At 56.6% G+C, this 24,725-nt stretch carries 22 protein-coding genes; 12 read left to right on the forward strand and 10 right to left on the reverse strand.

Annotated features, from left to right (window positions below; genetic code table 11):
* The first annotated feature begins 57 nt into the window (after positions 1–57).
* Both JGF26_RS03410 and JGF26_RS03415 read left to right on the forward strand, forming a co-directional pair.
* Positions 58–1,272: an MFS transporter gene (locus JGF26_RS03410; protein WP_028019328.1), complete on the forward strand. Its 1,215-nt coding sequence runs from the start codon at positions 58–60 to the stop codon at positions 1,270–1,272.
* On the forward strand, positions 1,262–2,074 hold the full coding sequence (locus JGF26_RS03415) for a Cof-type HAD-IIB family hydrolase (RefSeq protein ID WP_128347874.1): 813 nt from the start codon (positions 1,262–1,264) through the stop codon (positions 2,072–2,074). Before JGF26_RS03410 ends, JGF26_RS03415 begins: the two co-directional genes overlap by 11 nt.
* 60 nt (positions 2,075–2,134) lie before the next feature.
* Here JGF26_RS03415 and JGF26_RS03420 read toward each other — a convergent pair whose 3' ends face one another.
* Entirely contained in the window at positions 2,135–3,367 is a 1,233-nt protein-coding gene (locus tag JGF26_RS03420; RefSeq protein ID WP_028019330.1) for an MFS transporter, read from the reverse strand.
* Positions 3,368–3,535: 168 nt separating this feature from the next.
* Here JGF26_RS03420 and JGF26_RS03425 point away from each other — a divergent pair, with 168 nt between their 5' ends.
* The 3 genes from JGF26_RS03425 to deoR all read left to right on the forward strand — a co-directional run bounded on the left by JGF26_RS03425 (position 3,536) and on the right by deoR (position 5,707).
* The gene (locus JGF26_RS03425; protein ID WP_028019331.1) at positions 3,536–4,264 is read left to right on the forward strand and encodes a phosphatase PAP2 family protein; all 729 of its coding nucleotides are present in this window, start codon (positions 3,536–3,538) and stop codon (positions 4,262–4,264) included.
* A gap of 7 nt (positions 4,265–4,271) precedes the next feature.
* The gene (gene ybjG / locus JGF26_RS03430) at positions 4,272–4,880 is read left to right on the forward strand and encodes an undecaprenyl-diphosphate phosphatase (RefSeq protein ID WP_028019332.1); all 609 of its coding nucleotides are present in this window, start codon (positions 4,272–4,274) and stop codon (positions 4,878–4,880) included.
* 68 nt (positions 4,881–4,948) lie between these two features.
* Positions 4,949–5,707: a DNA-binding transcriptional repressor DeoR gene (gene deoR, locus JGF26_RS03435; protein ID WP_028019333.1), complete on the forward strand. Its 759-nt coding sequence runs from the start codon at positions 4,949–4,951 to the stop codon at positions 5,705–5,707.
* A gap of 39 nt (positions 5,708–5,746) precedes the next feature.
* Here the strand turns inward: deoR and dacC are convergent, their stop codons facing one another.
* A complete protein-coding gene (gene dacC / locus JGF26_RS03440) occupies positions 5,747–6,952 on the reverse strand; it encodes a serine-type D-Ala-D-Ala carboxypeptidase (RefSeq protein WP_128347873.1) in 1,206 nt (401 codons plus the stop codon).
* 241 nt (positions 6,953–7,193) lie between these two features.
* Here dacC and JGF26_RS03445 point away from each other — a divergent pair, with 241 nt between their 5' ends.
* Complete coding sequence (locus JGF26_RS03445) at positions 7,194–7,820, forward strand: glutathione S-transferase family protein (RefSeq protein WP_128347872.1); 627 nt, start codon at positions 7,194–7,196, stop codon at positions 7,818–7,820.
* On the opposite strand, the gene JGF26_RS03450 is transcribed toward JGF26_RS03445, so the two are convergent.
* Together JGF26_RS03450 and bssR are read right to left on the reverse strand one after the other, a co-directional pair.
* The gene (locus JGF26_RS03450; protein ID WP_134707356.1) at positions 7,821–8,939 is read right to left on the reverse strand and encodes a PQQ-dependent sugar dehydrogenase; all 1,119 of its coding nucleotides are present in this window, start codon (positions 8,937–8,939) and stop codon (positions 7,821–7,823) included. It abuts the gene before it with no gap.
* Positions 8,940–9,045: 106 nt separating this feature from the next.
* Positions 9,046–9,429: a biofilm formation regulator BssR gene (bssR, locus tag JGF26_RS03455; RefSeq protein ID WP_028019337.1), complete on the reverse strand. Its 384-nt coding sequence runs from the start codon at positions 9,427–9,429 to the stop codon at positions 9,046–9,048.
* Positions 9,430–9,645: 216 nt separating this feature from the next.
* Here bssR and rimO point away from each other — a divergent pair, with 216 nt between their 5' ends.
* Entirely contained in the window at positions 9,646–10,971 is a 1,326-nt protein-coding gene (rimO, locus tag JGF26_RS03460) for a 30S ribosomal protein S12 methylthiotransferase RimO (RefSeq protein ID WP_028019338.1), read from the forward strand.
* Between the two features lie 63 nt (positions 10,972–11,034).
* Here the strand turns inward: rimO and gsiD are convergent, their stop codons facing one another.
* The 5 genes from gsiD to iaaA are packed head-to-tail and all read right to left on the reverse strand — an operon-like array spanning position 11,035 to position 17,257.
* The gene (gene gsiD / locus JGF26_RS03465) at positions 11,035–11,946 is read right to left on the reverse strand and encodes a glutathione ABC transporter permease GsiD (RefSeq protein WP_028019339.1); all 912 of its coding nucleotides are present in this window, start codon (positions 11,944–11,946) and stop codon (positions 11,035–11,037) included.
* 1 nt (position 11,947) lies between these two features.
* The gene (gsiC, locus tag JGF26_RS03470; protein WP_049005410.1) at positions 11,948–12,868 is read right to left on the reverse strand and encodes a glutathione ABC transporter permease GsiC; all 921 of its coding nucleotides are present in this window, start codon (positions 12,866–12,868) and stop codon (positions 11,948–11,950) included.
* 5 nt (positions 12,869–12,873) lie between these two features.
* A complete protein-coding gene (gene gsiB / locus JGF26_RS03475) occupies positions 12,874–14,412 on the reverse strand; it encodes a glutathione ABC transporter substrate-binding protein GsiB (RefSeq protein ID WP_134707355.1) in 1,539 nt (512 codons plus the stop codon).
* A 23-nt stretch (positions 14,413–14,435) separates the two neighbouring features.
* The gene (gene gsiA / locus JGF26_RS03480) at positions 14,436–16,307 is read right to left on the reverse strand and encodes a glutathione ABC transporter ATP-binding protein GsiA (RefSeq protein WP_134707354.1); all 1,872 of its coding nucleotides are present in this window, start codon (positions 16,305–16,307) and stop codon (positions 14,436–14,438) included.
* A gap of 11 nt (positions 16,308–16,318) precedes the next feature.
* Positions 16,319–17,257, reverse strand: coding sequence for a beta-aspartyl-peptidase (iaaA, locus tag JGF26_RS03485; RefSeq protein ID WP_134707353.1), 939 nt, complete (start codon positions 17,255–17,257; stop codon positions 16,319–16,321).
* 188 nt (positions 17,258–17,445) lie between these two features.
* Here iaaA and moeA point away from each other — a divergent pair, with 188 nt between their 5' ends.
* The gene (gene moeA, locus JGF26_RS03490) at positions 17,446–18,678 is read left to right on the forward strand and encodes a molybdopterin molybdotransferase MoeA (protein ID WP_134707352.1); all 1,233 of its coding nucleotides are present in this window, start codon (positions 17,446–17,448) and stop codon (positions 18,676–18,678) included.
* 1 nt (position 18,679) lies between these two features.
* Positions 18,680–19,432, forward strand: coding sequence for a molybdopterin-synthase adenylyltransferase MoeB (moeB, locus tag JGF26_RS03495; protein ID WP_134707351.1), 753 nt, complete (start codon positions 18,680–18,682; stop codon positions 19,430–19,432).
* Positions 19,433–19,521: 89 nt separating this feature from the next.
* Here moeB and fsa read toward each other — a convergent pair whose 3' ends face one another.
* On the reverse strand, positions 19,522–20,184 hold the full coding sequence (gene fsa, locus JGF26_RS03500; RefSeq protein WP_023326972.1) for a fructose-6-phosphate aldolase: 663 nt from the start codon (positions 20,182–20,184) through the stop codon (positions 19,522–19,524).
* A gap of 128 nt (positions 20,185–20,312) precedes the next feature.
* On the opposite strand from fsa, the gene JGF26_RS03505 reads away from it, so the two are divergent.
* From JGF26_RS03505 to JGF26_RS03515, 3 genes are all read left to right on the forward strand, one after another.
* On the forward strand, positions 20,313–21,212 hold the full coding sequence (locus tag JGF26_RS03505; RefSeq protein WP_134707350.1) for a glycyl-radical enzyme activating protein: 900 nt from the start codon (positions 20,313–20,315) through the stop codon (positions 21,210–21,212).
* Between the two features lie 4 nt (positions 21,213–21,216).
* Complete coding sequence (locus JGF26_RS03510; protein ID WP_134707349.1) at positions 21,217–23,649, forward strand: formate C-acetyltransferase/glycerol dehydratase family glycyl radical enzyme; 2,433 nt, start codon at positions 21,217–21,219, stop codon at positions 23,647–23,649.
* A 194-nt stretch (positions 23,650–23,843) separates the two neighbouring features.
* Complete coding sequence (locus JGF26_RS03515) at positions 23,844–24,659, forward strand: Cof-type HAD-IIB family hydrolase (RefSeq protein WP_134707348.1); 816 nt, start codon at positions 23,844–23,846, stop codon at positions 24,657–24,659.
* Positions 24,660–24,725 lie beyond the last annotated feature (66 nt).

The raw sequence follows: 24,725 nt of genomic DNA on the forward strand, positions 1-24,725 counted from the left end.
AAATGTACACAAACTTGCTAGTGTTGTCGCTATTGTTGTACTTCTGGTGCTACCCCAATGACGCTGACCTCTCCCCGCAAAGCCCTGCAGCTACGCCTGTGGGCGCTGTTTATGTTCTTCTTCATTCCCGGCCTGCTGATGGCCTCCTGGGCCACGCGTACCCCCGCCATTCGCGATATTTTGTCCGTTTCTACTGCCGAGATGGGTATTGTGCTGTTCGGTCTGTCGATAGGCTCTATGAGCGGCATTCTTTGCTCAGCGTGGCTGGTGAAGCGCTTTGGTACACGGGCGGTGATCCGCACCACCATGTGCTTTGCCGTGTTCGGGATGGGGGTACTGAGCGTTGCGCTATGGTTTGCCTCACCGGTTCTGTTTGCCCTGGGGCTGACAATATTTGGCGGCAGCTTCGGCTCGGCGGAAGTGGCGATAAACGTTGAAGGGGCGGCGGTCGAGCGCGAGATGAACAAAACCGTGCTGCCGATGATGCATGGCTTTTACAGCCTTGGCACGCTGGCCGGTGCGGGCGTGGGGATGGCGCTGACGGCCTTTGGCGTCACTGCGAATCTGCATATCTTGCTGGCAGCACTGGTTTGTATCATTCCGATTTTGACCGGCATCCGGGCAATCCCTGACGGCACTGGTAAGAACTCCTCGGATGAACAACATTCTGCGGAAAAAGGGCTGCCTTTCTACCGCGATATTCAGCTGATGCTGATCGGCGTGGTGGTGCTGGCGATGGCTTTCGCGGAAGGTTCCGCCAACGACTGGCTGCCGCTGCTGATGGTGGACGGCCACGGTTTTAGCCCGACCTCCGGCTCGCTGATCTACGCCGGGTTTACGCTGGGGATGACCGTAGGGCGCTTTACCGGCGGCTGGTTTATCGATCGCTACAGCCGCGTGGCGGTGGTTCGCGCCAGTGCTCTGCTCGGAGGGCTGGGAATTGCGATGATCATCTTTGTGGATGTGGACTGGATTGCCGGCGTGTCGGTCATCCTCTGGGGGCTGGGTGCATCACTCGGCTTCCCGCTGACCATTTCGGCCGCCAGCGATACCGGCCCGGATGCCCCAACGCGCGTCAGCGTCGTGGCGACCACGGGCTACCTCGCTTTCCTGGTCGGGCCGCCGCTGCTCGGTTTCCTCGGCGAGCACTACGGGCTGCGCAGCGCCATGCTGGTGGTGTTAGGGTTAGTCATCATCGCAGCGCTGGTGGCACGCGCGGTGGCAAAGCCGGAAACGAATCAAACGACACTGGAGAAGGGATATGAGCGTTAAACTGATCGCCGTCGACATGGATGGTACTTTTCTGAGCGATGCCAAGACCTATAATCGCCCGCGTTTTCTGGCCCAGTACGCGCGCATGAAGGCGCAAGGCATTCGCTTCGCCGTCGCCAGCGGCAACCAGTACTACCAGCTGATCTCCTTTTTCCCGGAGATTGCCCATGAAATTGCATTTGTCGCCGAAAACGGCGGCTGGGTCGTGAGCGAAGGGGAAGATATCTTTAACGGTGAACTGTCGAAAGCCCATTTCGAGACCGTCGCAAACGTCTTAAACGACGTTCCGGGCATTGAGATCATCGCCTGCGGGAAAAGTAGCGCGTATACGCTGAAATGCTATGACGAGGGCTTTAAGGAGATCGCAGCGAAGTACTATCACCGTCTCGAAATGGTGAGTGATTTCGACAACCTGAACGATGTTTTCTTCAAGTTCGGGCTTAACGTGTCTGACGATGAAATCCCGCGTATTCAGGCGCTACTGCATGAAAAACTGAGTGACATCATGGTGCCCGTCACGACCGGGCACGGCAGCATAGACCTGATCATCCCAGGCGTACATAAAGCCAACGGCCTGCGGATACTGCAAAAACGCTGGGGCATAGACGATAGCGAAGTGGTGGCCTTCGGCGACAGCGGCAACGACGTGGAGATGTTGCGCCAGTCCGGGTTCAGCTTTGCGATGGCGAATGCCGGACCGCATATTAAAGCGGTGGCGCGTTTTGAAGCACCGCATAATAACGAGGAAGGGGTTTTAAACGTGATTGAGAAGGTGTTGAACGGGGAGGCACCGTTTAATTGACCGCGTGCGGTCTGGTGCCCTCACCCTAACCCTCTCCCACAGGGAGAGGGAATAAACAGGTTAAGGCTGCAGGGCGTTTCCGACGCGTTTGTCTTTCAGGAACACCACCATCAGTCCAACCCATAGCACGCCGTTGGCGAAGTTAAACAGGCTGAACAGTCCGTTGCCGCCCATCGCGTAAGCATGCTTGCTCACTTCGATACCGACGGTAAAAATTAGCATCTGCAACATCCCCATCGCCGCGGACACCGTACCTTTACTCATCTCGCTGGCAAACAGCGTCAGGCGTACCAGCCCGGCATTCGCCACACCAATCCCGAACGCATAAATGCTTAACCCTGCGGTCATCCAAAGATACGCATGTGATGACACCACGGTCGCGACCGCCGCGACAATCAGCCCCGCAGCAATCGGCCAGCCGCCCATAATAATCAGCGAACGCACGGTGCGGCGTGACGTCAGACGTGCCAGCACCAGGTTACCTATTATCAACGCGCCGAAAATCGGCACCTGCAGCAGGCCATACTCGTAGCTGCTGAGCTTTTCTCCGCTGATGATAATGACCGGAGACTGCGCAATCCACGCCAGCAGCGGCAGACTGACGAACCCCGTAGCCAGCGCACCCGCGACAAATCGTCCATTTTTCAGGACTTCTTTGTAATCCCGGCCTAGCTCTTTGAGCGAAAGTTTCTCGCCGATGCGGGTGGCTGTTTCCGGCATCGCACGGTGCAGGCCAAAGAATGAAATGGCGGCGAGAACCGCAAAGAGCACAAACATCCCTTCCCATGGCGCAACGTGCACCCACGCGGCCCCCACCAGCGGGCCGAGCAACGGGGCGATCAGCGCCACGTTCGCCATCAGGGCGGTAATTTTGATACACACCGCCTCTTCAAACGACTCCTGAATGGCGGCATACCCCACGGCGCCGATAAAGCACAGGCTCACCCCCTGCAGGAAACGCAGCAGGGTAAATTGTTCAATATTTTGCGCCAGAAGCGTGGCAAGACAGGTGACGATAAACCACACCACGCCGGTCAGCATCACCGGACGACGGCCAATACGATCCGACAGCGGGCCTAACAGCCACTGTAAAAACATGCCGCCGGCCAGATAGGCGGTCATGGAGGTCGGCACCCACTCAATTCCCGCGTTGTACTGTTCCACAACGGCCAGCATACCGGGCTGGATCATATCGTTGCCGATATAGGTAGAGAATTCGTAGAGCACCAGACACAGAGGAAAAAGCAACGCCTGACGACCCAGACGCGCTCCAGAAGAAGAACGGTTTAACATGCAATCTCTTTTTAATGACAAAATCGCGACGAGTGTAATGAAATGCCCCAGCCCGAGATAGTGATTTATCGAGGATAAACAGAAATAAGGCACATATCGTCTTCGTTTAAGGTTTCCTTAAGTTGACAGATTTATGATAGCCCCATTATTCGTCAACGACCCCAGATTATGGCACTCACTTCCAGCCGTTCAGAATTATCTAACTTACAGACAAATAAGACAAAACAACTTTACCGCTTACCGGCCCGCTTTTATGGTTACCAGCTTCTGGTCCTGATAGCCCTTGCCGTGCTGTTTACGTGGTTATCCCGCGATGAAACGCTCGACAAATGGGTGACCGGCTTTTGGTACGACGCGGCGACACAGAGTTTCCCGCTGCAGAAAGACCATCTGCTGGATCTGCTGAACCACCGCATGGCGAAGTATATCGCCATCGCCTTAGGTGCCGTGGCGCTGTTTTACGGCGCTTACAAGCGTAACGCAAGACTGGTTACGGCTGCGTTGTTGATGGGACTTGGCGCGCTGGTGGTTGGCGTACTGAAAAGCGTAAGCCATCACAGCTGCCCGTGGGATCTGGTGGAATATGGCGGTAAGGCTATTTCTTATCCCCTGTTCAGTTCCGTCCCTGCAGACAGCGGTCCCGGGCGTTGTTTCCCCGGCGGTCACGCGTCCAGTGGCTTTATGGTCATGGGCCTGTTTTTTGCCTTCTGGCGCGAGCGTCCACGTCTGGCATGGTCCTTTGTCGTACTTGGCGTGGTGTTAGGCCTGGTGATGGGTTATGGCCAGGTGATGCGAGGCGCACATTTCTTATCTCACAACCTGTGGGCTGGGTGGTGGGTTTGGTTTTCCCAGGTGGTGGTCTATGGCCTTGTTTCCACCCGGTTTGCTAAAGAGTAACGACATTATGTTAGAGCAATTGAACTACGGGCTGTTTTATCTGATTAACGCTACCCCGGCATCGCCGGAGTGGATGATTGATATCGCCACCTTTTTTGCCAAAGATCTGATCAGCATCGTTCCTGTGCTGGCCGTGATCCTCTGGTTATGGGGCCCACGCAATCAGGTCGTCGCGCAGCGTCAGCTGGTTATCAAAGTCGCGATGGCCCTTGCGGTAAGCGTACTGATGAGTTTTGCACTGGGGCATCTGTTCCCGCACGATCGTCCTTTTGTTGCCCACGCTGGCTATACCTTCCTGCATCATGCACCTGATGACTCCTTCCCGAGCGACCACGGCACGGTGATTTTCACCTTTGCACTGGCATTCTTGTTCTGGCATCGCCTGTGGTCTGGTGCACTGCTGATGGTGGTGGCGGCAGCTATCGCCTGGTCTCGTGTTTACCTGGGCGTGCACTGGCCGCTGGATATGGTCGGCGGTTTCCTGGTGGGGCTGATGGGTTGCGTGAGTGCAGCTATCCTGTGGAGCCTCTTTGGTCAGGCGCTCTACCGCGGGATCTCCCACCTCTATCGTATCCTCTTTGCGATCCCGATCCGCAAAGGCTGGGTGCGTGACTAACCCTGGCTCAACAGGTTACACTTGAACCCCCGCCCTGCGGGGGTTCACTTTTTCCACGACGAGGTTCTATGGAAACACGACGCGATGACCGCATAGCTCAGCTGCTACAGGCGCTGAAGCGCAGCGATAAGCTGCATCTGAAAGAGGCTGCCACGCTGCTTGGCGTCTCCGAGATGACTATTCGTCGTGACCTGAACAGCGATAGCGCGCCCGTCGTGCTGCTGGGTGGGTATATTGTGCTGGAGCCACGCAGTGCCAGCCACTACCTGATTAGCGATCAAAAAACGCGCCTGGTTGAAGAAAAACGTAAAGCCGCACGGCTGGCGGCTTCGCTGGTACAGCCGCATCAGACGCTGTTTTTTGACTGCGGCACGACGACACCGTGGATAATCGAAGCCATCGACAGCAGCATTCCTTTCACTGCCGTGTGTTATTCGCTGAACACCTTTCTGGCACTTCAGGAGAAACCCGAGTGTCGGGTGATCCTCTGCGGCGGTGAATTTCACGCCAGCAACGCCATTTTTAAACCGCTTAATCTCCAGGACACGCTCAGCAATTTGTGCCCGGATATCGCGTTTTACTCCGCAGCGGGCGTCAATGTCCGCCAGGGCGCGACCTGCTTTAATCTGGAAGAGTTACCGGTGAAACACTGGGCGTTAAGCGCGGCGCAGTATCATGTGCTGGTAGTGGACCACAGCAAGTTTGGCAAGGTGCGCTCGGCAAGAATGGGAGAGCTGGCGCAGTTCGATGCCATCGTCAGCGATTGCCGTCCGGATGATGAGATAGTCTCCCATGCCAAGGCGCAGCAGGTGAAGTTGATGTATTGAGGTTGTGCCGGGTAAGCGCAGCGCCACCCGGCAAAAAACTTAGCTAAACCAGCTGCCAAACCAGCTATGGAATTTCATTAATACAAAATCCCACATCCGGCTGAAGAAGCCGCCCTCTTCGACCGCCTCCATCACAATCAGCGGACGCTGTTCAATCGACTTGCCGTTAAGCTGGAAATCAATCGTCCCCACCACCTGGCCTTTTTTCAGCGGCGCGGTGAGCTGCGGTTCAGTCAGGGTATAGCTGGCTTTCAGGTTTTTAAGCTGACCGCGAGGAATGGTCACCGACCCAGCCTCACCGGCCCCCAGATTCACTTCGTTCTTGTCACCAAACCAGACGCGCTGACTGACGAACGTGGCATCCGGTTTAATCGGCGTCACGGTTTCAAAGAAGCGGAATCCCCAGGTCAGTAATTTTTCTGATTCGTTAAAACGGATACGGTCGGTTTTGGTGCCCAGTACCACCGAAATCAGGCGCATGTCGCCCTGGGTTGCAGAAGCGACAAGGTTGTATCCCGCCCCGGCCGTGGTACCGGTTTTCATCCCGTCCACGTTGACGTTGCTGCTCCACAGCAGGCGGTTGCGGTTCGGCTGACGAATTTTATTGAAGGTAAACTCTTTCTCTTTGTGGATAGCGTATTCATCCGGCACGTCGTGGATCAGCGCTTTACCCAACAGCGCCATATCACGGGCGGTGCTGAACTGGCCCGGCGCATCAAGACCGTGAACGGTTTTAAAGGTGGTGTTGGTCAGGCCCAGCTTTTGCGCATAGCCATTCATCAGGCCGATAAATGAATCCTGACTGCCGGCGACATAATCCGCCAGCGCGATACAGGCGTCGTTACCGGACTGGATAATCACCCCTTTATTCAAATCAGAAACGGAAACCTGATCGCCTGGTTTGAGGAACATCACTGATGAACCCCTCAGCGCCGGGTTGCCGGTCGCCCAGGCGTCCTTCCCGATGGTAACCATATCATCAAGCTTGATCTTGCCTGCTTTTAACGCCTGGCCGACCACATAGCTGGTCATTATTTTAGTCAGACTGGCTGGATCGAGTTTCTCGTCAGCATTGCCTTCCGCCAGCACTTTGCCGCTGGAGTAGTCCATCAGGATCCAGGCGCGCGCGTCCACCGGCGGCGCTTCGGGCGCAGCCTGCTCAGCTGCGTAAAGAGTTGGTGCAAACAGGAAAAGGAGCGCAGAGCCTGTCGCAAGGCTGCGCAGAGAAGTCATTTTTCGCGTCATAAATGCCACCCGAGTGTCCATTCAAAAATTACGTCACATCACCGTGTCGCAAGAAGCGATGAGTAATAGCGCACTAAAACCGTTAAAGAAACCCAACGAGGGTAAAGTTATTAAAGTTTATGCAATAACATTCAGATACGCTTTGATTAAGGCGATTTTTTTGTCTTCTGTTGCGTAATTGTTAGGTTTATCTCACCATGGCAAAAAGCTGACTCGGATTCACATCTCATCGGGAGTAAATATGATTACGCTGTGGGGCAGGAACAATTCGACCAACGTTAAGAAAGTGCTCTGGACACTGGAGGAGCTTGATTTACCGTTCAATCAAATCATGGCTGGGTTATCGTTTGGTGTGAACAAAGAGGCCGACTATCTGGCCATGAACCCGAACGGCCTGGTGCCGCTGCTGCGCGATGATGAAACAGACGCAACGCTTTGGGAGTCCAACACGATTGTGCGTTACCTTGCGGCTCAGTACGGCCAGGGTCGCCTGTGGGTAGAAAATCCGGCTCGTCGTGCTCAGGGTGAAAAGTGGATGGACTGGGCGAATCAGACGCTTTCGCCAACCCATCGCGTGATCCTGATGGGACTGATCAGAACACCAGAAGCCGAACGTGACTACCCTGCCATCCATGCCGCACAGGATGCCTGTGAAAACCTGTTTGCCATGATGGATGACGAACTGGCGAAGCACAAATGGTTCTCCGGTGACGTATTTGGTACAGGCGATATCGCCGTCGCGCCGTTCGTCTGGAACCTGACCAACATGGGCCTGAAGTGGACGCCGCGCCCTCACCTCGAGCGCTGGTTAAAGCAGCTTAGCGATCGTCCGGCATACCGTAACGTTGTGATGATCCCGGTAACCTGATTACGTTCCGGACGGGCTGACTCTCAGCAGTTGCCCGTCCGTCTCATCGGTCAGGACATACAGATACCCATCCGGTCCCACCCTCACATCACGGATACGCTGCTCCCGGTCGCCCAAAATCCGCCCGTCTTCAGTCACTTTATTGCCGCTCACGCTCAGCACAATAACGTCCTTTTCCTTCAGTGCGCCGATAAACAGTTTGTTTTTCCACTGCGGAAAGACGTTGCTGTTGTAGAACGCCATACCGCTCACGGCGGGCGAAACTTTCCAGACAAACAGCGGTTTTTCGGTTCCCTCAACGTGCTCACCTTTGGCTTCCGGAATTTTCAACCCGCTGTAATTAATGCCGTGCGTTGCCAGCGGCCAGCCGTAGTTTTTTCCTCTCTCCGGGATATTGATTTCATCTCCGCCGCGCGGACCATGCTCGTTAAGCCACAGCGTGTCGCTCCAGGGATTCATCGCCATCCCCTGCGGGTTACGAATGCCGTAAGACCAGATTTCGGGTCGCGCACCGGGGGTATTCACGAAGGGGTTATCCGACGGGACTTTCCCGTCTTCGGTGAGGCGCACCACTTTGCCCTGCAGTTTATCCAGTTCCTGCGCCGTCGGACGCTGATTGTTCTCGCCGAGCCCAATAAAGAGATAGCCTTTACCATCGAACACCAGTCGTCCACCAAAATGGTTCCCGGTAGAGAGTTTCGGCATCTGGCGGAACACCACCTGGAAGGCTTCAATGCGCGTCAGATCGTCGCTCAATCGGCCATAGCCCACCGCCGTTCCGGCTTTGCCGTCACTCCCTGCTTCGGCGAAGCTCAGCCAGATGCGGCGCGATTTTTCAAAATCCGGGGCGAGAGCCACGTCCAGCAATCCTCCCTGACCGTTCGCCCACACCTTTGGCACGCCGACAATCGGAGCGGAAAGCCCGCTCCCGGCCTGCCAGTGTTTGAGTTGACCTCCCCTGAGGGTCACCAGCAGCCCTTTGTTATCCGGCAGAAACGCCAGAGACCAGGGATGATCGAGTCTGTTTTGTAACACCTCGACGTTGACCGCGACCGGTGCAGCAAGAAGAGAAAATGAAAATAACAACGCAGGCAGGAAAATCAACGAGGATCGAGGCATAACGCGCTCCTTTAACGGCATATGGCTTAAAGGTTAGCCATAACGCCCGGGCACGTTATCACTTTTACAAAAGCTTAATCAGAAGGGGGAGTTGCCTCCCCCGGATTCAGTACTGTTCGAGCTTGTCGTGCTCGTTCAGACACATGATGCAAAGAGAGAGCGTTGTCAGGCAGTTTTCAAGCTTCTCCGCGTTAACAGCGATAAAATTCGGGCAGTCGTGGCGTCCGTTCATCAGGCACACCCCTGCAATGGAGAGCACCTCAGCGGCGCGACGGAGCGCTATCAGCTCACTTTCGCAGTATTCCGCTTTCAGGGTCGGTGCTTTTTCACGCATAAAATTACACAGTTCAAACAGATTATCACGCAGATGTTCGCTTTCGCTGACTGACATATACCCTTTTGCCTTCCTCAACTGCAGGTACGCGGCCAGGTCGATTCGGGCGTTGATCAGCTTGTTCAGCAGATCGCGTTTCAGTCTGTCAACGGACATTCTCTTTCCTCCTCTGTCAGCCATTTTGCATATTCAGAGTAAGGTTATTTTTTGTACAATTTAATGCCTCAGATCAATAAAACATAACTGATTAACATCATTTACAATGTTACAACACCAGCCAACCGCATCCACCTTGCAAAGAGTGTATAAATCCCCCGCGATACGCTGTAAAATCCCGCCCTGATAACTCCATAATTGATGAATTTTTAACCTATGAGCAATGTTACGCACCAGCCGAAAATCGGCTTTGTCTCCCTGGGCTGCCCGAAAAACCTGGTGGATTCCGAACGTATCCTGACCGAACTGCGCACCGAGGGCTATGACGTGGTGCCAAGCTACGACAACGCCGATATGGTGATCGTTAACACCTGTGGGTTTATCGACAGCGCGGTTCAGGAGTCACTGGAAGCCATCGGTGAAGCCCTGACTGAAAACGGCAAAGTGATTGTGACCGGCTGCCTGGGCGCGAAAGAGGATCAGATCCGCGAAGTGCACCCGAAAGTGCTGGAGATCACCGGCCCGCACAGCTACGAGCAGGTGCTGGAACATGTTCATCATTACGTGCCAAAACCAAAACACAACCCGTTCCTGAGCCTTGTGCCGGAGCAGGGCGTGAAACTGACGCCGCGCCACTACGCTTACTTAAAAATTTCTGAAGGCTGCAACCACCGCTGCACCTTCTGCATTATCCCGTCCATGCGTGGCGATCTGGTGAGCCGTCCAATTGGCGAAGTGCTGGCGGAAGCGAAACGTCTGGCCGACGCGGGCGTGAAGGAGCTGCTGGTCATCTCCCAGGACACCTCGGCTTACGGCGTGGACGTTAAACACCGCTCCGGTTTCCACAACGGTGAACCGGTGAAAACCAGCATGGTCGGCCTGTGCGAGCAGCTGTCTAAACTGGGTATCTGGACGCGTCTGCACTACGTCTACCCTTACCCGCACGTTGACGACGTGATCCCGCTGATGGCGGAAGGCAAAATTCTGCCGTACCTGGACATCCCGCTGCAGCACGCCAGCCCGCGTATTCTGAAGCTGATGAAACGTCCTGGCTCCGTTGATCGCCAGCTGGCACGCATCAAGCAGTGGCGTGAAATCTGCCCGGAACTGACCCTGCGTTCCACCTTTATTGTCGGCTTCCCGGGTGAAACCGAAGAAGACTTCCAGATGCTGCTCGACTTCCTGAAAGAAGCGCGTCTGGACCGCGTTGGCTGCTTCAAGTACAGCCCGGTAGAAGGCGCAACCGCCAACGAGCTGGCGGACCAGGTGCCGGAAGAGGTGAAAGAGGAGCGCTGGAACCGCTTCATGCAGCTGCAGCAGCAGATCTCTGCCGAGCGTCTGCAGGAAAAAGTGGGTCGCGAGATCATGGTCATCATCGACGAAGTTGATGAAGAAGGCGCGATTGGCCGCAGCATGGCGGATGCCCCTGAAATCGACGGAGCGGTGTACCTCAACGGTGAAACCAGCGTTAAGCCGGGTGATATTATTCGCGTGAAGGTTGAAAACGCGGACGAGTATGACCTGTGGGGTAGCCGGGTTTAATCATCCCACTCCGCTTTTGTATGCCGGGTAAGGCGTAGCCGCCGCCCGGCACATTTCACTGCACTACCCCTTAATCCTCGGATCCAGCGCGTCGCGCAGCCCGTCACCCAGCAGGTTAAACGCCAGCACGGTCAGAAAAATCGCCAGGCTCGGGAAGATCGCCACGTGCGGTGCAATCACCATATCTGCCCTCGCCTCGTTCAGCATTGCGCCCCACTCCGGCGTCGGAGGCTGCGCGCCTAATCCCAGAAACGACAGGCTGGCCGCCGAGATAATCGACACGCCAATACGCATGGTGAAATAGACCACGATGGACGACACCGTCCCCGGCAGAATATGGCTGAACAGGATGGTGGCGTCGCTGGCCCCCATGCTGCGGGCCGACTCGATAAACGTCTGCTGTTTCAGCACCAGCGTGTTGCCGCGCACCAGACGGGCAAAGGCCGGAATGGAAAAGACCGCCACCGCAACGATCACGTTCGCCATGCCGCTGCCCATGATCGCCACCACCGCAATCGCCAGCAGAATACCCGGGAAGGCAAACAATACATCGCAGATACGCATGATGATGCGGTCCCACCAGCCTTCGTAATACCCGGCAACGAGACCCAGCACGGTACCAATGGCCGCGCCGATCAGCACCGCGAACACTCCGGCGGCTAACGAGATCTGCGCCCCTACCAGCACGCGACTAAAAATATCGCGCCCCAGCGAATCCACCCCAAACCAGTGCATCATGGAGGGACCATCATTCAGCCGGTCGTAATCAAAATAATTTTCCGCATCAAACGGCGCTATCCACGGGGCAACGATCGCCAGAATGATGAGCAGTAGCACAAATAACCCCGCCGTCATGGCAACCGGCTGACGGCGAAAGCGCCGCCAGAATTCGGACCACGGCGTGCGGATATGTTCCGGTTTGAGCCCCGGCATAGCGTTTAAAACGGCCTGACGTCGCCAGTTTAACAATCGCATCTTACTTATACCTGATGGCCGGGTTAATGGCGGCGTAGAGCACGTCTACCACTAAGTTGATAAGAATAAACTCCAGCGAGAAAAGCAGGACTTCCGCCTGAATCACCGGGTAGTCGCGCATCTCGACGGAATCGACAAGAAGGCGTCCCAGCCCCGGCCAGTTGAAGACCTTTTCCACCACAATAGAGCCGCCCAACAGGAAGCCAAACTGTAGCCCCATCATCGTCACCACCGGGATCATCGCATTGCGGAACCCGTGCTTGAGAACGACCCACTTCTCGCTAACCCCTTTCGCCCGCGCGGTGCGGATATAATCTTCGCTAAGCACGTCAACGAACGAGGCGCGAGTAAAGCGGGCCATCACCGCCGCAACGGCAGCCCCCAGCGTCATGGAAGGCAGGATGTAATGCTTCCAGGTATCGGCGCCGACGGTCGGCAGCCAGCCCAGTTCGACGGAGAAGATCTGCATCAGCAGCATCCCCAGCGCGAACGCCGGGAAAGAGATACCGGTCACCGCCAGCGCCATACCGAGCTTATCCGGCCAGCGGTTGCGCCAGACGGCCGCGACAATTCCGGCCCCCAGCCCAAACAGCACCGCCCAGCTCATACTGGCTATCGTTAACCAGAACGTCGGCATAAAGCGGCTGGCAATCTCTTCTGATACGGGACGACGCGACACCATCGAAGTACCAAAATCCCCCTGCAAAACGTTGCAGATATAATGGAGAAACTGCATATACAAAGGTTGATCGAGCCCAAGTTGTTTTCGCACCAGCTCAATGACGGCGGCATCCGCTTCAGGCCCCGCAACCAGACGCGCCGGATCGCCCGGCAGCATATGGACAAACAAAAACACCAGCACCGCCACAATCAGCAGCGTCGGGATAAGCCCCAGCAAGCGTTTACAAACATAATTCAGCATGAGTGTTATTTTATATCCGCATCGTCAAAGCTAAAGCCGGTGTCCGGCATGATGTAGAAGCCGGTCAACGCTTTGTTATGGGCCGACACCAGTTTCTCGACCACCAGCGGCACCCACGGTGACTCTTTCCAGATGATATCCTGCGCGTCTTTGTAGAGGCGGGCCTTCTCTTCCGGTTTGGTGGTTTTCAGCGCATCGGCCAGATCTTTGTCCACCTGCGGGTTACTGTAGAACGCGGTATTGAACAGGGTTGGCGGCCAGTTCTGCGAAGCGAACAACGGTGATAACGCCCAGTCGGCTTCACCGGTCGAGGCCGTCCAGCCGGTGTAGAACATCCGCACACCACTCTCTTTTTGCCCTTTACCTTCCACTTCAGCCGCACGCTGTCCGGCATCCATCGCGGTGACCTGCACCTTAATCCCGACCTGCGCCAGCTGCTGCTGGGTGAACTGCAGCACCTTCTGTGCGGTACTGTGATTGTGCGATGACCACAGCGTGGTGCTAAACCCGTTCGGGAAACCCGCCTCTTTCAGCAGCTCGCGCGCTTTGGCCGGATCGTACGGCCACGGCTGATAGTTTTGCGCATACGCGATAGCCGGTGGCAGCACGCCGGTCGCCGGAATGGCATAGCCGGCAAAAGCGACTTTCACCAGCGCCTGACGGTTAATGGCATAGTTGATTGCCTCCCGCACCTTCGGGTTATCGAACGGCTTTTGCGTCACGTTCATGCTGATGTAGCGCTGCATGATGGACGGGCTGGCCACCAGCTCCAGCTTGCTGTTTTTCTGCAAAATGGCGGCCTGCTCATACGGGATCGGGAAAGCAAACTGCGCCTCGCCGGTTTGCAGCATCGCCGCGCGGGTGTTGTTGTCCACCACCGGGCGCCAGGTAATGGTGTCCAGCTTCGGCAATCCCTGCTGCCAGTATCCGGCGAATTTCTTCACCTTCACAAAATCGGTCTGGTTCCAGGTCAGCAGTTCGTAAGGGCCGGTGCCAACAGGGTGGAAGCCGATCTCCTTGCCGTATTTCTTCAGCGCGGCAGGGGAAATCATTGCCGTCGCCGGATGCGCCAGAATATTGATAAACGCGGAGAACGGCTCTTTCAGGGTGATTTTTACCGTCGTCGGGTTGACCACCTCGGTGCTGGCGATGTTTTTATACAGGTTATAGCGCTTGAGGCTATTTTCCGGATTACTGGCGCGGTCGAGGTTAACCTTTACCGCCTCCGCATTGAAATCTGTACCATCCTGGAATTTCACGCCGGTTCTGAGCGTGATGGTATACACCAGCCCGTCGTCGGACACGGTGTACCCCTCAGCCAGCACGTTTTTGAGCTTCATCTCTTTATCCAGGCCGAAGAGACCCTGATAGAACGATTTCGCCACCGCCTGAGAGAGCGTGTCGTTGGCGTCATACGGATCCAGCGTGGTGAAATTGGAGCCGACGGCCACCACCACATCTTTGGCAGCGAACGCGGGGCTAGCGGCCAGGGCTGCCGTCACGCTCACAGCTAACACCCATCTACGCGCGACAAATTTAACCATTGTGTTCTCCTGCCTGTTGTAAGTTATAGCCGCGAAAAGGCGTTGTCCTGACGCGGGGGGGCCACAAAATGGCCCGGACCGACTTCACGCAGCGTGACTCGCTCTACGACCTCGCCGCGTTTACGAATATTGCCCGGCATTTCATCCTGCAGCAGCACGCGCTGGCCGTGACGATGCGCCGGATCGGCAACCGGTACAGCTGCGATAAGCTTGCGCGTGTACGGATGCTGTGGGTTCTCAAACACCGCCCTTCGCGGACCAATCTCCACGATTTGCCCCATCAACATCACCGCCACACGATGGCTGATACGTTCTACCACCGCCATATCGTGTGAGATAAACAGGAAGGCGATGCCCATATCCCGCTGTAAATCGAGCAATAAATTGATGATTTGCGCGCGGATAGAGACATCCAGCGCCGAGACGGACTCATCGGCAATCACCACTTTCGGGTTTAACGCCAGCGCACGGGCAATGCAAATACGTTGCCGCTGACCGCCGGAAAACTCGTGCGGATAACGCCAGGCATGTTCCGGCTTCAGGCCGACGCGTTCCAGCAGCCAGGCCACGCGACGCTGTGCCGCGTCACCTTCGAGCAGGTTATGTACCCGCAGCGGCTCCATAATCGAGTACCCCACCGTATGGCGTGGATCGAGGGAGGCGTACGGATCCTGAAATATAAACTGGATATCCCGCCTTATCGCCTGCAGCTTACTGTCTGGCAACGTATCAATACGTTCGCCGTTAAAGGTAATACTACCTTCCTGAGATTCCACCAGCCGGAGCAACGCGCGCCCGGTAGTGGATTTCCCACAGCCGGACTCTCCCACCAGTGCCAGCGTTTCGCCTGGCCATAAATCAAAACTGACGTTTTCCACTGCATGCACTTCGCGCTTCACGCGATTAAGAATGCCGCTGCGCAGTGGAAAACGGGTGACCAGATCGCGCACCTCCAGAATAGGCTTGCCTGGCACCACCGTGTCCTGCTCGCGTTCCTCCACTTCCGGCCCTGTTGCTTCAGGGGAAATCAACGGGAAGCGGCGCGGTAAATCACTGCCGTTCATGGCCCCAAGACGCGGGACCGCCGCCAGCAGCGCTTTGGTGTAAGGGTGAACGGGCGCGTGGAAGATTTGCTCAACCGTACCGGTTTCCACCGCATTGCCCTTGTGCATCACCAGAACGCGATCGGCAATATCGGCGACCACGCCCATATCGTGGGTGATGAAAATCACCCCCATTTCCATCTCCTGTTGCAGCACCTTGATGAGCTGCAGGATCTGCGCCTGGATCGTCACGTCCAGCGCCGTAGTCGGTTCATCGGCGATCAGCACTGCCGGGCGACAGGAGAGCGCCATCGCAATCATCACCCGCTGGCGCATGCCGCCAGAAAGTTGATGCGGATAACGTGCCAGAATGGTCTGTGCCTCCGGAATGCGCACCAGCTCAAGCATCCGTCTGGCTTCTTTGAGTGCTTCATCGCCGCTCAAGCCCTGATGTAACCGGATGGATTCGGCAATCTGTTCCCCGACCGGGAAGACCGGGTTCAGGGAGGTCATCGGCTCCTGGAAGATCATCGCAATATCCGCCCCGCGCACGCCCTGCATCTGGGCGCCGCTCAGCGTGTTTAAATCAATCACCTGGCGGTTGCGACGGCGCAGGAGTATTTTCTCGCTGCTGATTTGCCCACCTGTCTGTTCCAGCAGGCGCATCAATGCCAGCGCGGTGACCGATTTTCCGGAACCGGATTCACCGACAATGGCCAGCGTTTCGCCGCGCCTGAGCGCGAACGATAAATTCTGTACTGCGGGGATGAACTGCCGCTCTTCCTGAAACGCAATATTCAGTTGATGGACAGCCAGCACTTCGCGGTTGTCCAGCTCTTCACTGTGCGGCACGTGTTGCCCCCTTATTCACGATAGATCCCGGTACTGGGTTCATCACCGGCATATCCCCATGCGCGGTACATGCCTTCGCTGTTGAACGGCAATGCCACATTGCCCTCACGATCCACCGCAATGAGCCCGCCGACGCCGCCGAGCGCAGGCAGTTTTTCCATGACTACCCGCTCGCAGGCCTCAGCCAGACTTAAACCACCGTAATCCATCAGCGCGGTGATGTCATAGGCCGCGAGCGCGCGAATAAACACTTCCCCGGTTCCGGTACACGATACGGCCGCCGTCGCGTTATTGGCATAGCAGCCGGCACCGGGCAATGGACTGTCGCCGACACGTCCCGGCAGTTTGTTGGTCATTCCACCCGTGGAGGTGGCTGCCGCGAGGTTCCCGGCTTTATCGAGTGCCACCGCGCCAACCGTGCCCATTTTGGTGGTTTCATCGAGCGGTGTAGTGTGGTCAAGCTGCGTCATGCCCGCCGAACGGGCTTCCAGAAGCTGCTGGTAACGCTCCGGCGTTGAAAACAGGTCAGGAGAAACAGATTCCATCCCATGTTCAATGGCAAATTTTTCCGCGCCTGCGCCCGTCAGCAGCACATGCGGACTCTCTTCCATGACCAGACGCGCAGCCAGCACCGGGTTCCGTAGATGGCTGACACCTGCCACGGCCCCTGCTTTCAGGGTAATACCGTCCATCACGCAGGCATCCAGTTCGTGCGTTTCATCCCGGGTAAAGACCGAACCGATCCCCGCGTTAAATAACGGGCACTCTTCCAGCAGACGAACCGCCTCGGTGACCACATCCAGCGCGCTTTCGCCCGCTGCCAGCATTTTCTGGCCTGTTTCCACAATGGCATACAGCGCGTCTATATAGCGCTTTTCCTGTTCGGGACTAAGCTGTGCACGGGTGATTGCCCCGGCGCCGCCATGAATTGCGATTACCGCATTACCCATTCGCATCACCCGTTAGCCTGATTCGCGGCTTTTTCTATAAATATCATTATCGTCGATGAAACTTCAGATGATTTTTGAATATAGAAAGACGCAACTGTGATGTAAAGCGTACACCCATCGGGTCATACAGTTAGCCGCACTTTTCTGCCATAATGAGCGCTTTCGTTGTTACTGTGCAGGAGCCCACCATGGATTTTACCGCCGGACTGATGCCGCTTGAGACGGCACTCACGCAGATGCTTGACCGAATTTCCCCGCTGCATGACGTTGAGACGCTGCCTCTCGTGCGCTGTTTTGGCCGTATTGCCGCACGCGATATCGTCTCTCCGCTTAACGTGCCGGGATTCGATAACTCCGCAATGGACGGTTACGCGGTACGCCTGGTGGATCTCCAGACGGGTAACGCCCTGCCGGTGGCAGGTAAAGCCTTTGCGGGTCAGCCGTTTAGCGGTGAATGGCCCGCGGGCACCTGCGTGCGCATCATGACTGGAGCACCCGTTCCGGCAGGCTGCGACGCGGTCGTGATGCAGGAAGAGACTGAACAGACGGACGACGGCGTGCGCTTTATCGCTGGCGTTAAAGCGGGTCAGAATATCCGCCGCACGGGCGAAGACATCACCCTCGGTGCGACCGTTTTTGCCGCCGGGCAAAAGCTGACGGTGGCGGAGCTGCCGGTGCTGGCCTCGCTCGGCATCGCGGACATCGACGTCGTTCGCAAGGTGCGCGTCGCTGTATTCTCCACCGGCGACGAGCTGCAGCTTCCGGGCCAGCCGCTGCAGGACGGCCAGATTTATGACACCAACCGTCTGGCGGTACACCTGATGCTGGAGCAGCTGGGCTGTGAAGTGATTAATCTCGGGATTATTCCAGACGATCCGGAACAACTTCGCGCGGCGTTTATCGAGGCGGATAAATCTGCCGACGTGGTCATCAGTTCCGGTGGCGTCTCCGTGGGCGAAGCGGATTACACCAAAACCATTCTTGAAGAGCTGGGTGAAATCGCCTTCTGGAAGCTGGCTATTAAGCCAGGCAAACCGTTCGCGTTTGGCAAGCTCACGCACAGCTGGTTCTGCGGCCTGCCGGGTAACCCGGTCTCTGCCGCGTTGACCTTCTACCAGCTGGTGATCCCGCTGCTGGCAAAACTTTCGGGCAACCACGCCAGCCCGCTGCCGATGCGCCAGCGCGTACGTGCCGCCACGCGCCTGAAAAAATCACCGGGTCGTCTCGATTTCCAGCGCGGTATTCTGGCGCGCAACGCGGACGGCGAACTGGAAGTGAGCACCACCGGACACCAGGGTTCGCACATCTTCAGTTCCTTCAGCCAGGGCAACTGCTTTATCGTGCTGGAGCGCGAACGTGGCAACGTGGAAGCCGGTGAATGGGTTGAGGTTGAGCGCTTTAACCACCTGTTCGGAGGCTAAGATGACGGGGGAACTGACCGACCAGGAGATGATGCGCTACAACCGCCAGATTGTGCTGCGTGGTTTTGATTTCGAGGGCCAGGAAGCGCTCAAGGCGGCCAGCGTGCTGGTCGTCGGTCTTGGCGGTCTGGGCTGCGCCGCCGCGCAGTACCTTACCGCAGCGGGCGTGGGCAGGATGACGCTGCTGGATTTTGATACCGTGTCAGTGTCTAACCTGCAGCGCCAGACGCTGCACAGCGATGCGACAATTGGCCAGCCGAAAGTGGACTCTGCCCGCACGGCGCTGGCGCGCATCAACCCCAACGTTCAGTTCACCCTGATTAACGCGATACTGGATGACGACGCGTTGCGCGCCCAGATTGCGCAGCACGATTTGGTACTCGACTGCACCGATAACGTGGCTATCCGTAATCAGCTAAATGCAGGCTGTTTTGTCCATAAAACCCCGCTGGTTTCCGGCGCGACGATCCGCATGGAGGGGCAAATCAGCGTCTTCACTTACGCTGAGGGAGAACCCTGCTACCGTTGCCTGAGCCGTCTGTTTGGCGAGAACGCGCTGACCTGCGTCGAAGCGGGCGTGATGGCGCCATTAGTCGGCGTGATCGGCTCATTGCAGGCGATGGAAGCGATCAAAGTGCTGACGCACTACGGCACGCCTGCAGCAGGGAAAATCGTGATGTATGACGCGATGACCTGTCAATTTCGCGAGATGAAGCTGATGCGCAATCCGGGGTGTGAGGTTTGCGGAGGTTAAAGCAAACGGCAACCTTCAGGTTGCCGTTTTAGTGTTTGCTCCCTCTCCCGTCGGGAGAGGGTTGGGGTGAGGGCATCAGACCGTACCCGTCAGATAGACGTCCGACCAAACGCCCCCTGCCAGTCCTGCTCAAACTTCACAATCGCCGCATCCACTGCCGGAGAGGTAATAAACTGCTGCGCCACGTCCAGCGGAAGCGTAATGGACTCACAGCCTGCCAGCAGGCAGTCCAGCGCCTGACGCGGGGTTTTAAAACTCGCGGCCAGCACTTTTGACTGCGGGGCATGCAACGTCAGCAGCTGCTGTAATTCCACTACGGTCTGGATCCCGTCCCCGCCCTGCGCGTCCACGCGGTTAACGTATGGGGCAACATACTCTGCGCCCGCCAGCGCCGACAGCATCCCCTGGGCTGCGCCATACACTGCCGTGCCCAGCGTCGGGATCCCTTCTGCTTTCAGCATCTTGATTGCCGCCAGCCCTTCTGCGGTCACCGGCACTTTCACCACCAGGTCGTTAATGATGGCGCGCAGCTTACGCGCATCTTCCACCATACCTTCCGCGGTAGTCGCCATCACCTGAGCGAACAGACGGCCTTTGCCACCCAGCGCGTCGTGCAGCGCTGGCAGCAGCTCGTCCAGCGGGGTTTTACCCGCAGCAACAATACTTGGATTAGTGGTCACGCCCGCCAGCGGGAAGATACGCGCCAGCTTTTTGACTGCCGCAACGTCAGATGTGTCGAGATAAAGTTCCATGATGTCACCCTCAAAATTAGCCTGCACTTACCCTATCACAGCAAAACCTGCTCAGTAGTTGACCTGCATCAAGATAACTTTCATTCGAAAGTAATTTAATCTTCGTATGCAAGAAGAGAGGCGAAAACATGATCTTCAATATTCAGCGTTACTCCACCCACGATGGCCCCGGTATTCGTACCGTGGTGTTCCTGAAAGGCTGCTCGCTGGGCTGTCGCTGGTGCCAGAACCCGGAAAGCCGCTCCCGCAGCCGGGACGTGCTGTTTGATGCGCGCCTTTGCCTGGACGGCTGCGACCTGTGTCAGCAGGCGGCACCGGGCTGTATCGAACGTGCGCTGAATGGCCTGGTCATCCACCGTGAGAAGCTTGATGAAGCCACGGTCAACGCCCTTACCAACTGCTGCCCGACGCAGGCACTCACCGTCTGCGGTGAAGAGAAGCAGGTGGAAGAAATTATGGCAACCGTGCTGCGCGACAAACCCTTTTATGATCGCAGCGGCGGCGGGATCACGCTTTCCGGCGGCGAGCCGTTTATGAACCCTGAGCTGGCTCAGGCTCTGTTTAAAGCTAGCCACGAACAGGGGATCCACACCGCCGTTGAAACCTGCCTTCACGTGCCGTGGCACTATATCGAGCCCTCATTACCGTATGTTGATCTGTTTCTGGCCGACCTGAAGCATGTGGATGGCGAGGTATTCAAACAGTGGACGGACGGCTCGGCCAAACGGATCCTGAACAACCTGAAACGCCTGGCCGCTGCCGGGAAAGAAATCACCATTCGCGTGCCGCTGATTCAGGGCTTCAACGCCGATGAAGCATCTATTACCGCCATTACCAACTTTGCCGCCGACGAACTCGGCGTCGACGATATTCATTTTCTGCCATACCACACGCTGGGCATGAACAAATACACCCTGCTCGGCCAACCCTACTCTGCCCCTGACAAACCGCTTGATAACCCTGCGCTACTGGACTTCGCTCAGCAGTACGCCTGCCAGAAAGGGTTAACCGCGACCTTACGAGGATAAACCTATGACGACCCTGAATCTCAACACCCTTAGCGAGCGCATTAAAGCGCACAAAAATGCCCTCGTACATATCGTTAAGCCGCCGGTCTGTACCGAGCGCGCCCAGCATTACACCGAAATGTACCAGCAGCATATGGACAAACCGATCCCGGTGCGCCGTGCTCTTGCGCTGGCACATCACCTGGCGGAACGTACTATCTGGATCAAACACGATGAGCTGATCATCGGTAACCAGGCAAGCGAAGTGCGCGCCGCGCCGATTTTCCCGGAATACACCGTCTCGTGGATTGAGAAAGAGATCGACGATCTGGCAGACCGCCCGGGCGCGGGCTTTGCGGTAAGCGAAGAGAACAAACGCGTGCTGCATGAAATCTGCCCATGGTGGCGCGGGCAGACAGTACAGGATCGCTGCTACGGCATGTTCACCGACGAGCAGAAAGGCCTGCTGGAAACCGGCATTATCAAAGCCGAAGGCAACATGACCTCCGGCGACGCGCACCTGGCCGTTAACTTCCCGCTGGTGCTGGAGAAAGGTCTCGACGGCCTGCGCGCCAAGGTGGCCGAACGCCGCACGCGCATCAACCTGACGGTGCTGGAAGACCTGCACGGCGATCAGTTCCTGAAGGCGATTGATATTGTGCTGGAAGCGGTAAGCCTGCACATCAAACGCTTCGCCGATCTGGCGCGCGAGATGGCCTCTACCGAGACCCGCGAAAGCCGCCGCGACGAGCTGCTGGCGATGGCAGAAAATTGTGAAGTGATTGCTCACGAGCCGCCAAAAACCTTCTGGCAGGCGCTGCAGCTGTGCTACTTCATTCAGCTGATCCTGCAGATCGAGTCCAACGGCCACTCCGTCTCCTTCGCGCGTATGGATCAGTATCTCTATCCGTACTACCGTCGCGACGTGGAGCTGAACCAGAGTCTTGATCGCGAGCACGCGATCGAACTGCTCCACAGCTGTTGGCTGAAATTGCTCGAAGTGAACAAGATCCGCTCCGGCTCGCACTCTAAAGCCTCTGCCGGCAGCCCGCTTTACCAGAACGTGACCATCGGCGGTCAGAAACTGGTGAACGGCGAGCCAATGGATGCGGTGAACCCGCTCTCCTATGCCATTCTGGAATCCTGCGGCCGCCTGCGCTCTACCCAGCCGAACCTGAGCGTGCGTTACCACGCGGGCATGAGCAACGACTTCCTCGACGCCTGCGTGCAGGTGATCCGCTGCGGCTTCGGTATGCCCGCGTTCAACAACGATGAAATCGTGATCCCGGAATTCATCAAGCTCGGCGTTGAACGAGACGATGCTTACGACTATGCGGCAATCGGCTGTATCGAAACAGCGGTGGGCGGCAAGTGGGGTTATCGCTGCACCGGCATGAGTTTCATTAACTTTGCCCGCGTGATGCTCGCCGCGCTGGAAGGCGGTCGCGATGCCACCAGCGGCAAAGTCTTCCTGCCGCAGGAGAAAGCGCTCTCTGCCGGTAATTTCGATAACTTCGACGAAGTGATGGCGGCATGGGATAGCCAGATCCGCTACTACACCCGTAAATCTATTGAGATTGAGTATGTGGTGGATACGATGCTGGAAGAAAATGTTCACGACATTCTCTGCTCGGCTCTGGTGGACGACTGCATCGAGCGTGCGAAAAGCATCAAGCAGGGCGGCGCAAAGTATGACTGGGTTTCCGGCCTGCAGGTGGGGATCGCCAACCTCGGCAACAGCCTGGCGGCGGTGAAGAAACTGGTCTTCGAGCAGGGTACGATTGGTCAGCAGCAGCTTGCCGCCGCCCTGGTAGATGATTTCGACGGGCTGACCCACGAGCAGCTGCGACAGCGCCTGATCAACAGTGCGCCGAAGTACGGCAACGACGATGACAGCGTGGACATGCTGCTGACGCGTGCCTATCAGACCTACATTGAAGAGCTGAAGCAGTACCACAACCCGCGCTATGGTCGCGGCCCGATTGGCGGTAATTACTACGCAGGTACGTCTTCCATCTCCGCAAACGTGCCGTTTGGTGCGGCAACGATGGCGACCCCGGACGGACGTAAGGCGCACACCCCGCTGGCAGAAGGGGCAAGCCCGGCCTCCGGTACGGACCACCTTGGCCCGACGGCGGTGATCGGCTCCGTGGGTAAACTGCCGACGGAAGCGATTCTCGGTGGTGTACTGTTAAACCAGAAGCTGAACCCGTCGACGCTGGAAAACGACAGCGATCGCCAGAAGCTGATGGTGCTGCTGCGCACCTTCTTTGAGGTGCATAAAGGCTGGCACATTCAGTACAACATCGTCTCGCGCGAAACGCTGCTGGAAGCGAAGAAACATCCTGACCAGTATCGTGACCTGGTCGTGCGCGTGGCAGGCTACTCGGCGTTCTTCACCGCCCTGTCGCCGGATGCGCAGGACGATATTATTGCGCGTACTGAACATACGCTGTAACGGTGCATCCTCTAAGGGGAAATGCGCAGGCTGATGCCCTCACCCCGCCCCTCTCCCACGGGGAGAGGGAGCAAACACTAAAAACGGCAACCCCGGTTGCCGTTTTGCTTTTACTTTCGAATGAAATTAAATTTGTGCTCTCCGTCACCTTGTTATTAGAATGTTTCAAACGCAGTGATCCAGGAGCGCAATGTATGACCGTAAAAGTTATCGTCACCGATATGGACGGAACTTTCCTTAATGATGCCAAGCAGTACGATCGTGACCGCTTCCAGGCACAGTTTGAACAGCTTAAAGCCCGAGATATTGAATTCGTTGTCGCCAGCGGTAACCAGTATTACCAGCTCATCTCCTTCTTTCCGGAGCTGAAAGATCAGATATCCTTCGTGGCCGAAAACGGTGCACTGGTGTTCGACCACGGCGAGCAGATTTTCCACGGCGAGCTGACGCGTCATGAATCGCAAATCGTGATTGGCGAACTGCTGAAAGACAAAGGGCTGAACTTTGTGGCCTGCGGGCTGGAGAGTGCTTACGTTAGCGACAAAGCCCCGGACTCGTTCGTGGCGCTAATGTCAAAGCACTATCACCGTTTAAAACGCATCAGTGACTACCACGAAATCGACGACGTGCTGTTTAAGTTCTCCCTGAACCTGCCGGACAGCGATATCCCGAATCTTATCGACAAACTGCATGTGTCGCTGGATGGCATTATGAAGCCCGTCACCAGCGGCTTTGGTTTTGTCGATTTGATTATCCCCGGCCTGCACAAGGCCAACGGCATCAGCCGTCTGCTGAAGCGCTGGAAGATCTCCCCTCAGGAGTGCGTGGCTATTGGCGACAGCGGCAACGATGCCGAGATGCTGAAGCTGGTGAAATATTCCTTTGCAATGGGCAACGCGGCAGAAAGCATCAAAGAGATCAGCCGCTACAGCACCGACGATAACAATCATCAGGGTACGCTGAATGTCATTCAGGCAGTGCTCGACGACCATTCTCCTTTCGACGCGTAATCCTCTCCTTGCCGGGGCTTTGCTCCGGCTTTTCCCTTCTTTTCCATCCTGTGGCACACGTCAAGT

The sequence above is a fragment of the Enterobacter sp. E1 genome (assembly GCF_016809815.1).
Lineage (GTDB): Bacteria > Pseudomonadota > Gammaproteobacteria > Enterobacterales > Enterobacteriaceae > Enterobacter > Enterobacter adelaidei.